This window comes from Bradyrhizobium agreste (genome assembly GCF_016031625.1).
Classification (GTDB): Bacteria; Pseudomonadota; Alphaproteobacteria; order Rhizobiales; family Xanthobacteraceae; genus Bradyrhizobium; species Bradyrhizobium agreste.
In genome coordinates, this window is the sequence record NZ_JACCHP010000003.1 from 253,424 (window position 1) to 268,000 (window position 14,577).

Sequence of the window (14,577 nt, forward strand, 5' to 3'; positions counted from 1 at the left end):
TCACTCACTTCGCCGCCCGCACCTCGACACTGCCCGTGCCGGTCCGCCCATAGCGCGAGGGATTGTACATATCCTCGACATAGGCTTGCGGCAGCACGTATTTGCCGGGCGAGACCGCGCGCACGACATAGGCGACGGTGAAGACCGACTTGGAATCCGAGGCCCGGTCGACGGCCGCGGTGAAGCGGTCGTCACGGAACTCAGTATGTTCAGGCTCCTCGCCGTCCTCGATCCAGTCCAGCGTGCCGCTGTCGCCGGACGAGACCAGTTTTGGATTGTCGATCTCCAGGCCCGCCGGCAGATAGTCGGACACCATGATGTGGCCGTATTCCGGCTTGGCCTCGGTGATCTTCAGCACCACCGCAAAGCGCTGGTTCTGCTTGACCTTGCTGATGTCGGCGGGCTTGCCGTCGAGGGTGAAGTAGCTGCGCTCGATCTTGAAGCCGTTGGACGCCGCCGGCTCCGGCGTGACCGGCGAGCCTGACACCGAGACCACCGCCTGCACCGGCGCATCGCCGGTATTGGTGATCTTCAGCGGCTTGCCGCTCAGCGTGTCCGCCTTGTAGCTGCGATACAAGGCAGTCCTGACCGGCTGGCCATCGACCTCGATCGAGAGGTTCTCCTTGGCGAGCGCGCGCGCCGCCAGCACCAGCCACGCATTCTCCTGGGTGGAGGTGTAGGGCGTCAGCCCCCGTGCAGTCTCGACCCGCGACACCGCCTGCGTCAGCGTCGCCCTCGGCGCATTGCCTTCACTGGCGAGCGACACCAATGCAGCGGCATCGCGCAGCTGCGAGCCGTAATCGGTGCGGCCGAATTCCAGCACGGGCTTGGGCGCAAGGCTGTCGAGCGCAGCAGCATAGACGCGTTCGGCGCGGTTGCGGTCGCCGACCAGGGCCAGCGCCGCCGCAAGCTGCGATTTCGCGATCGGGGTCGCGAGATTGGCGAGCTTGGTATCGGCGAGATAGCGGAGATCGCCGATCGGAGCTGCGCCGTTACGCGCCAGCACGTAGAGGCCGTAGGCGAGATCGCGGCCACCGTCCTTCTCCGGCTCGTTGGCATTGACGACGGAGTTGCGGATACGGTCGAGCGCGTTCTTGAACAGCACGTCCGGCACCGCAAACCCCTTCTCGCGGGCGCGGGTGAGGAAGTCCGTGACATAGGCATCGAGCCAGGCATCGTCGCCGCCGGCCAACCACAGGCCGAACGAGCCGTTCGAGCCTTGGCGCGCCAGCAGCCGCTCGATGGCGTCGCGGATGCGCTGGTCGACCTCGGTGTCCATGGCAAGATGCGCGCCGGCCGCGAGCTCGTTGACATAGAGCAGCGGCATCGCCCGGCTCGTGATCTGCTCCGAGCAGCCATGCGGATAGCGGTCGAGCGCCTTGAGGATCGTTGCCGCATCGAGCGCGGTCGACAGGCTGGCCGAAACCGAGACACTGCCGGTGCCCGGCACGAGGTCGGAGAACATGTCCGAGGTCAGCGTCAGGCTTTCGCCCTTCGCCAGGGTGCGGATCGAACGCCGCGCCAGCACCTGCGTCGCCGCCTTGACGTCGAAGGCATAGTGACGCGCCAGCGCGAGGCCATTCGGCCCCTTGATGTCGACGTCGAGCGTCGCCTGCCCGGCCGCGGTCGCATCGAGCGCGAGCGCGAACGAATTGCGCTGCTTGGCGGCGAGCTTCACGGTGGTTGCGGGATTGCCGGTCATCTTCACCGGGCCGCCCGCCTTCACATTGATGACGTAGTCGCCGGCCTGGCCCTCGACATTATCGATCTCCAGGTTAACCGTGCCGTGGTCGCCGTTGAGCAGGAAGCGCGGCAGCGTCGTCGTCAGCACGACGGGATCGCGGATCACGACATCGGTGTTGGCGCGGCCGAGCTTGGTCGCGGTCCACGCCACCGCCATCACGCGCGCCGTGCCGGCGAACTCCGGAATGTCGAAACTGACTTCCGCGGTGCCGTCGGCAGCGACGGTGACGATGCCGGAATAGAGCGCGAGCGGCTTCTGCGTGGGCGGCGAGCCCTGGAGCTCGCCACCGGCGTCGCCGCCGGACTTGATCTGACCGCGCGTGCCCGACATGCCGTCGATCAGCTGGCCGTAGAGGTCGCGGATCTCCGCGCTGAGGCGACGCTGGCCGAGATAATAATCGTCCGGCGCCGGCGGCTTGTAATTGGTGAGGTTGAGGATGCCGACATCGACGGCGGCGATGACGACCTTGGCGTCCTCGCCCGGGTTGAGGCCGTCGAGCTTGACCGGGATTTTCAGCGTGGAGTTCGGCCGGATCAGCGAAGGCGGCGACAGCTTTACCTGCAAGGTGCGCGCCTGCTTGTCGATGCCGAACCATTTCAGCCCGATCGCCCGGCCCGGCATGCGCTGGGCGGCCGCATCGAGCGGCCGGCGCAGCGTCGCCACCACATAGGCACCGGTGCCCCAATCCTTGCCGATCGGGAGCTTCACCTGCGCGGTGCCTTCCTTGACGTCGATGGTCTGCGTCGTCAGCAGCCGGTCGCCGAGTACGTTGACGGTGAGCTTGCCGGCGCTGCGCACGTTGACGGACACCGTCATGGTGTCGCCGGAGGAATATTGCGGCTTGTCGATCGAGGTCTCCAGGAGGTCCGGCGTGTCGGCGCTGCCGTCGGAATACCAGCCGACGTCGAACTGCACCGAGGTCACCGGGCCGTCGGCGTCGTTCGACTTGACGTCGAGCCGGTAGCGGCCGGGCTGCGGCGTGAGCGAGATCCGCGTCGGCTTGTCGGCCGTAACAGTGACGTCGCCGTCGGCCACGCGCGATGTCGACTTGACCGGCTCGTACTCCCAGTAATTGTTCTGGCGGTACCACTGGTAGCGCGATTCCATCTTCAGCAGCTCATAGCGCAGGCCGTCGCGGCGCAGCCTCTCGCCCTCCGGCGAGACGAACACGACGTCGAACTCGGCCTTGTCGCCCTCGGCGACGTTCTTGTCGCCGAACAGCGGCTTGATGCCGATCTGCGCCGTGGCGGGCGCGACCGGCAGCACGATCTTGCGCTCGACGGCGCGGCCGCCGGTCTCGACCATGCGGACGAAGATCTGCTCCTCCTGCGGACGCGTCGAGGCCGGCTGCTTGTCCAGCGTGACCGGGAAGGTCGCAACGCCACTGGCGTCGGCCTCGGGCAGGTTCTCCAGCGGCGTGCGCTCGTTCGAGGTGGTCTCCTCGTCGTCGACGCCGAACTTGTAGCCGGCAAAGCCGGGCCGCTCGGCCGCGGGCGCGATCAGCATGTCGCCTTCGAGCTGGAGGCCTGAGGCCGGTGCGCCATAGAGGAAATGACCGTCAGCCTTAAGCTCCACTGGAACATTAGCTTTGATCAGCTTGTCCTTGGCCGACAAATCGAATTCGATCCGATCGGGCACGTAATCCTCGACCATGAAGGTGGTCTCGCCGACCGAAGCACCCTTCGGATCGGTGAAGGCGCGCACCCGCCAGGTGCCGGTCGGTACGGCCGAATTGAGCGGCACGGACAGCGTGCGGCCGCCGGCGCCCTGATCCGCCAGCACGGCGCGACGATATTCGACGCCGTCGGGGCGCTCAATCACCAGGGTCATCGGCCCGCCGGTGACGGCATTGCCCTGGCCGTCGCGGAGCAGCGCGGTGAGGAAAACGGTCTCGCTGGAGCGGTAGACGCCACGCTCGGCATAGACGAAGGCATCGGCGCCCGCGGGCACGGCGCGGCCGGAAACGCCGCGGTCGGACAGATCGAAGGCCGACGTCTTCAAGCTCAGGAAGGCATAGTCGGCCTTCTCGCCGGTGACCGTGAGCATCGCCGGCGACAATCCGCCCTCGCCGCGCGCAAGGCCGGCCTCGAACAGCACGTGACCGGCATCGTCGGTCTTGCGCGTCGCCAGGATCTCGTTGTTGCGCGCGACCAGGCGCACCTCGGCCTTGCCGACCGGATCGGTCGAGGCCAGCGAGTTGACGAAAACATGGATGCCGTCATTGCCGGAGTAAGCGGTGATGCCGAGATCGGAGACGATGAACCATTGCGTGGCGAGCTGGTAGTCTTCGTCCGAGCTCCTGGCCGCGGCCGTCATGACGTAGACACCGGGCTGGAGCTCGCCGAGCGCCTGGTCGACCGGGAACGCCGTGGTGACGTCCTGGTTCAGCGTCATCGCGGTCGCAAGCTCGCCGCTCCAGACCTTGACGCCGCGCTCGTCGCCGAGCTCGCTGAGCTGGTACTTGGACAGCGTCTTCTGGAAATCGTTGTCGACCACCGTGTTGATCAGGTTGCGATCACCGATCCGGAAGACGTTGATGTTGACCGCGGGCGTATTGACGCTGACGACAGGAATGCCGCGCTGGCCGGTCCGCGGCAGCACATAGGCGCGGCTGGTGAAGCGCACGAACGGCTTGCGGTCGCGCACATAGATGTTGAACTCGGCCGATTTTGGCAGCCCCTCCTTCACGGTCGACGGCAAACCAGCGCGCAGATTGATGTTGTAGCGCTCGCCGTGCTTCAGCCCGTCGACGCAGAGCTGCTTGCCTTCGGCCGACAGCGCCGGCTTGTCCTGCCCGGCAAGCGCCAGGAACGGCGCGAAGTCGGTGCGCTTGGCCAGTTCCTCGGAGAACTGGAAGCAGGCGCGCGGGCTCGCCGAGTCCGAGTCCACGGTATAGTCGAGCAGCCGGAAACCGTGCTCGTCGCGCATCTTTTCATATTGGCCGCGGACGTCGGCGACCTCGCGCATGTCGAGCGACAGCCGCAGCGCGTCCAGTGCCGGCCGCCACAGCTTGCGTTCGGCCAGCGCCTTGCCGAGCACGGCAAGCGCGTCGGCCTCCTCGCCCGCATTGCCGGCGCGCTGGTAGGCGATATAGGCCGCCGTCGAGGCGCGCTCCAGCAGGAAGGTCTGCTCGCTCGAGCTCTTCGGCGAGATCTGGAAGATGACCTTGGCGAGCCGCAGCCAGTTGCCGGCATCCTCAGGCGTGGTCGCGGCGATCTGGCCAAGCACCGAAAGGCCGGTGCGATAATCATTGCGCCGGAAGGCGGCGTCGGCGTCCGTCTTCAGCGTCGCATTGGTCTTGGCGACCGGCCCGGCCTCGCTCTTGATCTGGGCCTCCAGCTTGATCGCGGAATCGGCGAGGTCATCGCGTTTGAATGCCTTGTCGGCGGCCTGTGCAGCGACGAGGCCGAGCGCCAGCGCGGCGCAGATTGTGACGGCGCGAACAAGACCGATCATGGAGGACTCCCGGAATGCGCGGACGAACGCCGCGGCGGCAAATGAAATGCGCGGAAAGGTGACGGACTCAAGGCGATGGAACCGTAAGGTGCAAAGCGTCGCTTTCGCCATGATAAAGGCAAGCCCAGAGGAGACCGGCCGAGATACCGCCGCGCACGCCGTCCTGATGGCGCAGCATTACCTGACCAATCGACCGGCGGCCGTGTCCCGGAAGCTGTTCAGCGTTCCCGGCGATGTGATCCATCGTCCAGTCCGCTGCCGCTCAACCCGGCACCCTGACACCCCACCGTTCCGCTTTGTCGTCCCACTGAGGAAAACGGTTCGGTTCAGACTTGGCGAAACACCGGTTTTTTCATATTGGCATGTTACAGAACGGCCAGCCGCCTGATCCGGGCGGCCCAAACCGGCCGGCTCAAGACGGTCCCGTAGCTCAACTGGATAGAGTAGCGGATTTCTACTCCGCGGGTTGCAGGTTCGAGTCCTGCCGGGATCGCCACTCACGATTTGCAAAGCCGGCGCTCTTCACGAACGCGTGGGTAACCATATGCCGGCCTTTGAACGGCGCCGATCAGTCCTATGTAACCGCCGGGCGGTATGCGCCCGATAGGTTCTGAATGCAGCAATCCGAATTGACGAGAATGGCGATCGCGTCTGCGGTCGCGATCGTTGCGATCTCGTATTTGGCGGTCGACGCAGGCCTGGTGAACACCAATGTGCTTACGAGGCACATCGAGGTGGCCCAGGCCTCGATCATTGGCGCCGCAACAGGACAACGTCAGCCTGCATTTACCGTTGAGGACTGGGCGCGCCGCGGCCACGCGAAGCCGCAACTGGAGTATTGCCTGGCGGTCGACTGATCGACGCGCTCGCCTATCCACCGTTTGCCCGTTGATGACCGCGCCACCACCGGCCAATGGCCGCGGTGAGATCGTCCCACAGCTCCGTCGGCAGGTCCGGGACCGCCACCCGGACGCTGTACTGGTCCGTCGTCGCGTCGTGAAACCATTCGGTCGCGGCGAAATCGAAGCCGAAGCTGCCGGCGTGGCGGATGGGAAAGCCGTCGCGGCGCAATTCGCAGCTCATGTCCTCGGCCGCCTGCCGCGCTGCCGCCTCGTCGAGCGCGCGCCTTCCGCGAAGGGTCACGTATAGCCCGTGAGCGAAGCGAAGCTGAGCGGCGAGCGCCGGGATCTCGGCGGCAAAGTATCGCGCCGAGCTTCGGCCGTTACGCAAAATCGCCGCCACGCGCCGCTTCGTCAGCGCCCAATAGGCCGCGCTGCCGGCGAAGGGCGGAAAGTGGGCCGGCAATGCCGCGCCGCCGAGCAGCCGCACTGCGTTGCGGGTTTCGGACGCGAGACGTGTCCATTCAACGCGCCCTGCCCGCAGCCGATGCTCAGGCCCGTGCACGAACACGGCCGAGCCGAGCCGGCCATATTCCGCTCCGAGCGAATCGAGCTTGTTGTGGCTTCGCACCAGCACCATCGCAATTCCGCATCGCCCGGCCCACCGCATGACGCGCCTGACGCGGCCTGACCTGCCGGCAAAGCACGTCGTATCGAAAATCAGGAGATCGAGGCCCGAGCCGTCACGGCGCAGCACCGCCTCGATGGCGCCGGCGACGGAGCAGGAATCCAGCAGCAGGATTCGCGGCGAGCTCCCCCGGGCCAACGCATCGCCCAGCGGCAGCTTCAATGCATCGATCCGCAAGTGCGGCATGAAGCTTCGGATCAGCTCCAGCGTCTCACCATAGGAGCCTGGCAGCACCAGGATATCGGCCTTCTCGACGATCCGCGCAGAGGCAAGCAGCACCGCGGAGATCGCAGCCATCCCTGAGGCGGTGTAGATCGCCGTGCTCGTGCAGGCGTCGTCGAGCTGGTAGAACGACGGGCCGCGTACCGTGAGATCGGCCCGCTGGTAGTCGTAGATGAACTCGAACGGCCCGCTGGCGGGAGCGGCCGTGTGCGACCAGGCTGTCTCCGTCGCCTTCCACTCCTGCAGTTCGTGCTCCGCCCTGAGCGCCGCAGTGATCTGGAATTTGAACCTGACGACGTCGTCAACGGAACACGGATGCGCCAAATCGAGCGGGTTTCTCAGGCCGTCGTTCAACAGCCTGAGTTCCTCGTGCTTGCGTTCCAGATAGGCCCGAATGGTCTCCATTGCGCTTCTTGACAGATCCAATCAGGCGTCAACGTCCGGAAATCGCGGCGGGTCCAACAGGCCTGCTGCAACGAACAGGCGCCTGCGCAGTTGTCCCCATGCAAGGAGGACAGCATGGCTGACATCAGAGAGCACATGAAAATCATCGGCAAGGACGGCGCCCATGTCGGCACCGTCGATCGCGTCGAAGGCAACCGCATCAAGCTGACGCGCAAGGACAGCCCGGAAGGTCACAAGGACCATCATCACTACATCGACACGAAATATGTCGGCGCCGTCGAAGGCGACGTCGTCAAGCTGTCGGTGAATGCCGACGTCGTCCCGAAGACGGAAGCCGCGTGAAACACTGAGTCCCTGCGGGGGGCTTTTTGTTTGTTCACGATCCGACTCCGCTTCGTTCGCGAGGCCCGAATCGCGTTCGCAATTTCGGTCACGGAGCATTCGTTAACGATGGCTTCCTGCAACGCCGGAAGGTCGCTGCAATTCGATGCACTTCAGCGCCGCGCATCGGTCGGGAACGAATGCGCGATCAGCGCGTTGGGTAGCCGAACTGAGTGGTGCCGACCCGCCAGCCCCGGTCGGCTTTGAAGGACCCCGTGCTTGTCCCCCGAGCACGGGGTTTTTCTCGTGTCCGCGCTATCGGGCCGGATGCCTGTGCCCGGCTGGATGCGAGGGGCCGGCTTGCTCATCGCGCAGATCGCGGGCGAGTTCGTGCCATGCCAGCGCCAGCTGGATCAGCCGTTGCCTGTCGGCACCCTCGGCCTCCGCGGCACGCTTCATTGCGGCCTCGGCCTCATGTTGCGGATCGTACTCGGTGTACATGAGGCAGACTCTAGCCGGCCATCTGGACAAGCGCGTGGCAATTTCGGTCCGTATGATTGCGGGGTCCCCGCCAGCCTCGTGGACCGATCTGTGAACCACGTCACAGCATGTCCGCGGCATCTCCGCTAAACAGCTGCAGAGGCTTCATTGGTGATGTCCGGCCATGACACGCAAAGCAGCAACCGAAGTCATCGTCCCGACGCAGCGACCTCGCGCGGACCTGCTCGGCGTCGCCTATCTCGGCACCATCGCCGTCGTCATGGTGGCCTGGATCGCCGGCCTGGTCTGGGCCTCGATCACGTTCTTCGACTGGCTCGTGTCCTGACGGACCAAGGCAATTGGCCTGCCCGCCCATCCCGCCTTAGAGCAGGTAGGGCAACGCCTGCGAGAGTTTAATTCCGGCACAAACGATCATGGCCCAGAGCGCCGCGCTGATCTGGATGGCATCCAGCATGTCCCACATCCCCTGCGAATCATCCCGTCATTTTTCTTTGAAATTGACGTGAGGGGGCGACGGGCACCAGAGCTAATTCAAAGCAACCGCCGGCGCGCAAAAGGATGAGGCGGGCCGAAGCCCGCCTCCTGGTCCAATCCCGGACTGGAAAACTCAATAGCAGGCGCGGGGATCGGCCTGCACATATTGGCCGTTCGGGTAGCGGTAGTAGCAGGTGCCCTCCGCCCAGTAATAGCCGGGCTGGGACGCCGCGGTCGCGCCGGCGATTGCGCCCGTCGCACCGCCGAGGACCGCGCCGGCGGCGGCCCCGGTTGCATTGCCTGAGATCAGTCCGCCCAGCAGGCCACCGACGAGCGCGCCGCCAAGCGCGCTGGCGCCGGGATCAGCCGGTGGCGGCGGCGGAGGTGGCGGCGCATAGGCCACCGGAGGCGGGTCGTAGGCCACCGGCACGTCGTCGATATAATCCTCCGAGATGTAGGCCGGCGGGCCAACCATACGCTGCGGATAATAGTACCAGACGCCGCCAACGTCCCACCACCAGCCGGACCGGCCATGGCGGACTTCGTGGCGCCAGCGTCCACCCTCCCAGGCAAGATTGCCGCGATAGGTGTGTCCACCCCAATCACGTGCGGGAGCAGGACCGCGCGCGACGGGACGTCCGGGCTGCGGGCCGCCCGCACTGTGACCCGCATGGGGCTGACCAGCGGGCTGAGCAGGCCGGGTCGCCTGCTGCGACGGAGGGCCCCTGCGCGTGGTGGGATTGGCCTGTGGCGGTGCACCTGCAGCCGGCCCGGCCAGCGGTGGGCCGGCATCTTTCGGCGGCCTGGCCTCTTGCGCCTGCACCGACAGCGCGAGCAACGAGATGGCGGAAACCGCGGGAATGATGATCTTGATGCGTTTGGACGCACTCATGCGTGCTCGCCCCCTGCTCTCTCATGGCCACGATTCCCGGGCGCGATCGACGAATCGCCGCGCGCCGGGCTGATGCCGGCCGAAATCACTGCCCTGCTTGATCGGCTAAGTCCCGTTACAAATGATTAAGATCAGGGCATTCGTTCGGCCCCATCGGCCGTGCTGGAGCGCGCCTAGCGAGCCGGTTCGATCACGTTGCAATTGCTTCGCCCGGACATCAGGCAATCCTGCATCTTGCTGGCTGCCGTCAGATCCCGGGCAAGCCACCAGCCGACGCCGAGGATCACGACCGCGATGATCAATCCTGCGAGCGCGCCGCGGCGGTCGCCGACGGACGGAGGCGTGGACGGACGCTTGGGCCGACGGTTCGGTCGAGCATGGGGCTCCTCGCCCGGCTCGGATCTGGACTCTGGCTTCGACATGGCCGCCTGGTCTCGCTGGCCCGCTGGCTTTACCACCTCTGCGGCGTCGCGTCACATCCCGATCAGCCGACCCTGGTCAGCCCCGCGTCGGCGGGACCGGATCCCTGCGCGAGGTTTCGACCGCAGGGATCGCCTGCTGGACCCGCGGTGCGCAACTCGTGAGCACGAACGCGGTCTGGGTGCACTCCCAATCCGCTCCCAGCACTGCACTTTCAATGGGCTGCGGACGAGCCAGCAGCAGCGCGGCGCCGGCCACGCCCGCCAGGGCGAAGGCAATCGCGAGCGCCTTCAGGCTTGGTCTTGAGATCGTCATGCCCGTGCTCCGTCTCGTAGCGGGCGGACGCTAGGCGTCGCCCGTGTGCTCCCTTATGAGGGAGATCACATTTCAGCAGTTTTTTCGGGCTACGAGAGATCGTCGGGGGGCGATTTTTCGTTGACCTGATCGGCTGCGATTATGGGTGGCTTCGCGACGCGCGAAGATGTACACGCTTCTGCGTCGCGTGGCGCCTGCTATGCCCAGCCGACGTACCAACAGGCACCGATGTAGGATCGAAAGCGAGGAAGACAAGGCTCGTCGATGAGTGGATTCAGGGAACCCGGCTTCGCAGACCGGCAAAAGGCGGCTCAGGACGCCCGCAAGAATCTTTTGAACAAGTTCAAATCGCAGCCAGGCCCCGATGACCCGGCGGTGATCGCGCGCCGCGCTGAACGCGAGGCACTCGCGGCCAAGCGTGCCGAGGCAAAGGCTGCGCGCGAGGCCGAAAAGGCCGAGCAGAAGCGCCTCGAGGAAGAGGCCAAGGCAGCCGAAGCTGCGCGGATCGCGCGGGAAGCCCAGGAAGCCGCTGAGAGGCAGGCTGCGCTCGAGGCCGAGCAGAAGGCCAAGCGCGACGCGCGCTACGCCGCGCGCAAGGCGAAGCGCAAGTAATATTCCCTAGTCACGGTCAATTGAACTTGAATTGAACCGATATTCCGGAGGCGACCTCATATGCCGCCGCCGGAATGCGAGAGCGCGCGGCCCGCCAATGGGCCATGCGCGACGACGACCGGGGATCAGTTCTTCTTCATCATCCCGTCGTCCTTCTTCATGCCGTCCTTCGACATGTGGTCCTTCTTCATCATGCCGTCCTTGGACATGGTGTCCTTCTTCATCATGCCGTCCTTGGACATCGTGTCCTTTTTCATCATGCCGTCATCCTTGCCCATCTTGTCCTGAGCAAAGGCGGCCGGCGCAAACGCGAGGCCTAGCGAGAGAGCGGCAGCCGAGACGCCGAGCACGATGCGGGTGCGAATGGTCATGGTTCATTTTTCCTTCGAGATGGTGTTTGTCAGCGACGGACGCCGCTAATTGATGTCGACGGATCACCAGTCAGCGTTGTTACGCCGCCGCCAATAAATTTTGGCGGGCCCTTCCGGAATCCGACGCTGGCAAAATCCCCGGCGCGCAAGACATCGGGAGTGTGCAGCGCAGCACGGCCGGCACTTGCCGCGGTGTTCGGTCTCGAACTATCAGATGAGAGAATATCGGGTGGGAGACCGGCTAGGATGGGCCTGAACGCCGGTCTGACAAGACCCGACCCAAATCACACCAACAAGAACAGTCCGAGGGAATCACCATGATTACGCGCCGCCATCTGCTCGCGACCGCCGTCGCGGCCCCCGCCATCCTGCGCTTTGGCACTGGCACCGCGCAGGCCGCGACCACGCTGAAGATCTCACATCAATTTCCGGGGGGCACCATCGACAAGGGCGACTTTCGCGACCGGTTGTGTCGCATGTTCGCCGCTGAAGTTGCCAAGCGCAGCAATGGCGACATTGCCGCCGAGATCTATCCGAACTCCTCGCTGATCAAGACCAACGCGCAGTTCTCCGCCATGCGCAAGGGCGCGCTCGATATCAGCCTCTATCCGATGCCTTATGCCGGCGGCGAGCTGCCGGAAACCAATATCGGTCTGATGCCGGGCCTGGTGACCACCTACGATCAGGGCCTGCGCTGGAAGAAGGAGCCCGTCGGCAAGACGCTCACCGACTTCCTCGCCGACAAGGGCATCATCCTGCTTACCTGGGTCTGGCAAGCCGGCGGCGTCGCCAGCCGCTCCAAGCCGATCGTCGCGCCCGAGGATGCCAAGGGCATGAAGGTGCGCGGCGGCTCGCGCGAGATGGACATGGTGCTGCAGACCGCCGGCGCCTCGGTGCTGTCGGTGCCGTCGAACGAAATCTACGCGGCGATGCAGACCGGCGCCTGCGATGCCGGCATCACCTCCTCCACCAGCCTGATCTCGTTCCGGCTCGAAGAGGTCGCGAAGTCGCTGACATCAGGCGCGGGCACCTCGTACTGGTTCATGCTCGAGCCGCTGATGATGTCGAAGACGATTTTCGACAAGCTGCCGAAGAATCATCAGGACATCCTGCTCGCGGTCGGCACCGAGCTCGAAGCCTTCGGCCGCAAGGGCGCGCAGGACGACGATATCGAGGTCGCCAAGGTCTACGAAAAGGCCGGCGCCAAGATCTCGGTGCTCGATGCCGCGACCGTCGGCAAGTGGCGCGACATCGCCCGCGACACCGCGTGGAAGGACTACAGCGCCAAGACCGCGACCGCCGCAAACCTGCTCAAGCTCGCCGTCGACGTCGCGGCATGAGCCACGGTCCGCTTCCGGATCGTGACGACCGGGCGAGCGTTGCCGCAGGGAACGGCCCTGCGGCGGCGATCGATCGCGGTCTCGCCGTCCTCAACAGCATCATCGTCGTGTTCGCCGCGATTGCGCTGGTCGCGGCCTGCATCATCCTGAGCTATAGTGTGCTCAGCCGCGCGCTGTTCAAAGCCGCCAACTACTGGCAGGACGAGGCCGCCGTGTTCCTCCTGGTCGGCGCGACCTTCATGACGGCCGCCTATGTGCAGCAGAACCGCGGTCATATCGGCATCGAGGCCTTCGTCGGCCTGCTGTCGCCATTCGCGAACAAGGTTCGCCTCTGGCTGGTCGATGCCGCCACGTTCCTGTTCTGCGCCTTCTTCACCTGGAAGTCGTGGACCCTGGCCCATGAGGCCTATGTCGACGGCCAGGTCTCCAACTCGATGTGGTCGCCGCCGCTCGCCATTCCCTACGCGCTGATGGCGCTCGGGATGAGCCTGCTCTGCCTCCAGATCCTCGTGCAGCTAGCGCTGCCCTTCACCGGAGCCAAGCGGCCATGAGCGTTTTCGGCATTGGCCTCGCCTACGGCATTGCGACGCTGCTGGTGATGTTCTCAGGGATGCCGATTGCGTTCGCGCTCGGCGCCGTCGCCGTCGTGTTCATGGGCATCTACATGCCCTCGGCCTCGCTCGATACGGTGACACAGAACGTCTACGAGGAGATGGCCTCGATCACGCTGTTGTCGATCCCGCTCTTCATCCTGAAGGGCGCGGCGATCGGCAAGTCGCGCGCGGGCCAGGATCTCTATTCGGCGCTGCATGCCTGGCTGCATCGCGTGCCAGGCGGGCTCGGCGTCGCCAACGTGTTCGCCTGCGCCTTGTTCGCGGCGATGGCGGGCTCCTCGCCCGCGACCTGCTCGGCGATCGGCTCGGCCGGTATCCCCGAGATGCGCAAGCGCGGCTATTCCGGCGGCTTCGCCGCTGGCATCATCGCGGCGGGTGGCACACTCGGCATCCTGCTTCCGCCCTCCATCACCATGATCCTGTTCGCGGTCGCCGCCGAAAAGTCGCTGGGGCGGCTGTTCCTCGCCGGCATCGGGCCGGGCCTGCTGCTGGTCACGCTGTTCGGCGCCTATGCCGTGATCCGCTTCCGCCAGGAATACAGGGCGGCCGAAGCGGTCTACAAGGATGGCGGCCCGGAGGCTGCGATCCTGACCCGGGACGAGTATACGCTTGCCGAACGCTTCAGCGTGCTGCCGCGCGTGATCCCCTTCGTGCTGCTGCTCACCGGCGTCATGATCGCGCTCTATGGCGGCTATGCCACGCCGTCGGAGACCGCCGGCCTCGGCGGCCTCCTCGCGCTGGCGCTGATCGCCGCGATCTACAGTGTGTGGCGCCCGAGCGACCTCGCGCCGATCATGAAGTCGACGATCCGGGAATCGACCATGCTGATGATGATCATCGGCATGTCGCTGCTCTATTCCTACGTGATGAGCTATCTGCACATCTCGCAATCGGTCGCCGAATCCATCGTCGCGATGCACCTGCCGCGCTGGGAGCTGCTGTTCGCGATCCTCGTCATGGTCGTGGTGCTCGGCTTCTTCCTGCCGCCGGTCTCGATCATCCTGATGACGGCGCCGATCATCCTGCCGCCGCTCCGCGCCGCGAACTTCGACATCATCTGGTTCGGCGTGGTCATGACCATCGTGATGGAGATGGGGCTGATCCATCCGCCGGTCGGTCTCAACATCTTCGTCATCCGCAACGTCGCGCCGGACATTCCCCTGCGCGAGGTGATCTGGGGCACCCTGCCCTTCGTGCTCTTGATGATGCTCGCAGTGCTGCTGCTGTGCCTCGTGCCGGGAATTTCAACCTGGCTGCCGGATCTGGTGATGGGGCCGGACGGGAGCAGATGACGCGATCACAACTGCCGTAGGATGGGTAGAGCGCAGCGAAACCCATCGTCTCCCCGCGCGGACGGAATTGA

14 protein-coding genes and 1 tRNA gene are annotated in these 14,577 nt (G+C 65.3%); 8 read left to right on the forward strand and 7 right to left on the reverse strand.

Features of this window, described 5'->3' with window-relative positions; translation table 11 throughout:
* Window positions 1-4: 4 nt before the first annotated feature.
* Window positions 5-5,200: an alpha-2-macroglobulin family protein gene (locus HZZ13_RS05960; protein WP_197958709.1), complete on the reverse strand. Its 5,196-nt coding sequence runs from the start codon at window positions 5,198-5,200 to the stop codon at window positions 5-7.
* 419 nt (window positions 5,201-5,619) lie between these two features.
* Between HZZ13_RS05960 and HZZ13_RS05965 the strand changes: the two genes are divergently transcribed.
* Window positions 5,620-5,696 (forward strand) — tRNA-Arg (locus HZZ13_RS05965).
* 118 nt (window positions 5,697-5,814) lie between these two features.
* Window positions 5,815-6,057 (forward strand): hypothetical protein, encoded by a 243-nt coding sequence (locus HZZ13_RS05970; protein ID WP_197958710.1) that lies wholly within the window; start codon window positions 5,815-5,817, stop codon window positions 6,055-6,057.
* Window positions 6,058-6,070: 13 nt separating this feature from the next.
* Here HZZ13_RS05970 and HZZ13_RS05975 read toward each other — a convergent pair whose 3' ends face one another.
* Window positions 6,071-7,354: a hypothetical protein gene (locus HZZ13_RS05975; protein ID WP_197958711.1), complete on the reverse strand. Its 1,284-nt coding sequence runs from the start codon at window positions 7,352-7,354 to the stop codon at window positions 6,071-6,073.
* A gap of 114 nt (window positions 7,355-7,468) precedes the next feature.
* Here HZZ13_RS05975 and HZZ13_RS05980 point away from each other — a divergent pair, with 114 nt between their 5' ends.
* Entirely contained in the window at window positions 7,469-7,696 is a 228-nt protein-coding gene (locus tag HZZ13_RS05980) for a DUF2171 domain-containing protein (RefSeq protein ID WP_197958712.1), read from the forward strand.
* Between the two features lie 294 nt (window positions 7,697-7,990).
* Here HZZ13_RS05980 and HZZ13_RS05985 read toward each other — a convergent pair whose 3' ends face one another.
* A complete protein-coding gene (locus HZZ13_RS05985; protein ID WP_197958713.1) occupies window positions 7,991-8,176 on the reverse strand; it encodes a hypothetical protein in 186 nt (61 codons plus the stop codon).
* 163 nt (window positions 8,177-8,339) lie between these two features.
* Between HZZ13_RS05985 and HZZ13_RS05990 the strand changes: the two genes are divergently transcribed.
* Window positions 8,340-8,501 carry a hypothetical protein gene (locus HZZ13_RS05990; RefSeq protein WP_197958714.1) on the forward strand — a complete coding sequence of 54 codons (162 nt, stop codon included), beginning with the start codon at window positions 8,340-8,342 and terminating at the stop codon, window positions 8,499-8,501.
* Between the two features lie 282 nt (window positions 8,502-8,783).
* Here the strand turns inward: HZZ13_RS05990 and HZZ13_RS05995 are convergent, their stop codons facing one another.
* From HZZ13_RS05995 to HZZ13_RS06005, 3 genes are all read right to left on the reverse strand, one after another.
* Window positions 8,784-9,542, reverse strand: a complete 759-nt coding sequence (locus HZZ13_RS05995; RefSeq protein WP_197958715.1) for a hypothetical protein — start codon at window positions 9,540-9,542, stop codon at window positions 8,784-8,786.
* A 173-nt stretch (window positions 9,543-9,715) separates the two neighbouring features.
* The gene (locus HZZ13_RS06000) at window positions 9,716-9,964 is read right to left on the reverse strand and encodes a hypothetical protein (protein ID WP_197958716.1); all 249 of its coding nucleotides are present in this window, start codon (window positions 9,962-9,964) and stop codon (window positions 9,716-9,718) included.
* A 76-nt stretch (window positions 9,965-10,040) separates the two neighbouring features.
* Complete coding sequence (locus tag HZZ13_RS06005; protein ID WP_197952631.1) at window positions 10,041-10,277, reverse strand: hypothetical protein; 237 nt, start codon at window positions 10,275-10,277, stop codon at window positions 10,041-10,043.
* 264 nt (window positions 10,278-10,541) lie between these two features.
* On the opposite strand from HZZ13_RS06005, the gene HZZ13_RS06010 reads away from it, so the two are divergent.
* Window positions 10,542-10,889: a DUF6481 family protein gene (locus tag HZZ13_RS06010; protein WP_197958717.1), complete on the forward strand. Its 348-nt coding sequence runs from the start codon at window positions 10,542-10,544 to the stop codon at window positions 10,887-10,889.
* Window positions 10,890-11,014: 125 nt separating this feature from the next.
* Here the strand turns inward: HZZ13_RS06010 and HZZ13_RS06015 are convergent, their stop codons facing one another.
* Window positions 11,015-11,260, reverse strand: coding sequence for a pentapeptide MXKDX repeat protein (locus HZZ13_RS06015; RefSeq protein ID WP_124160874.1), 246 nt, complete (start codon window positions 11,258-11,260; stop codon window positions 11,015-11,017).
* A 317-nt stretch (window positions 11,261-11,577) separates the two neighbouring features.
* Between HZZ13_RS06015 and HZZ13_RS06020 the strand changes: the two genes are divergently transcribed.
* From HZZ13_RS06020 to HZZ13_RS06030, 3 genes are read left to right on the forward strand one after another with little or no spacing between them, the layout of a single operon-like run.
* Window positions 11,578-12,600, forward strand: a complete 1,023-nt coding sequence (locus HZZ13_RS06020) for a TRAP transporter substrate-binding protein (protein WP_197958718.1) — start codon at window positions 11,578-11,580, stop codon at window positions 12,598-12,600.
* Window positions 12,597-13,151, forward strand: a complete 555-nt coding sequence (locus tag HZZ13_RS06025) for a TRAP transporter small permease (RefSeq protein ID WP_197958719.1) — start codon at window positions 12,597-12,599, stop codon at window positions 13,149-13,151. Before HZZ13_RS06020 ends, HZZ13_RS06025 begins: the two co-directional genes overlap by 4 nt.
* Window positions 13,148-14,506 (forward strand): TRAP transporter large permease, encoded by a 1,359-nt coding sequence (locus HZZ13_RS06030; protein WP_197958720.1) that lies wholly within the window; start codon window positions 13,148-13,150, stop codon window positions 14,504-14,506. The genes HZZ13_RS06025 and HZZ13_RS06030 overlap by 4 nt, the downstream gene beginning before the upstream one ends.
* Window positions 14,507-14,577: the final 71 nt, after the last annotated feature.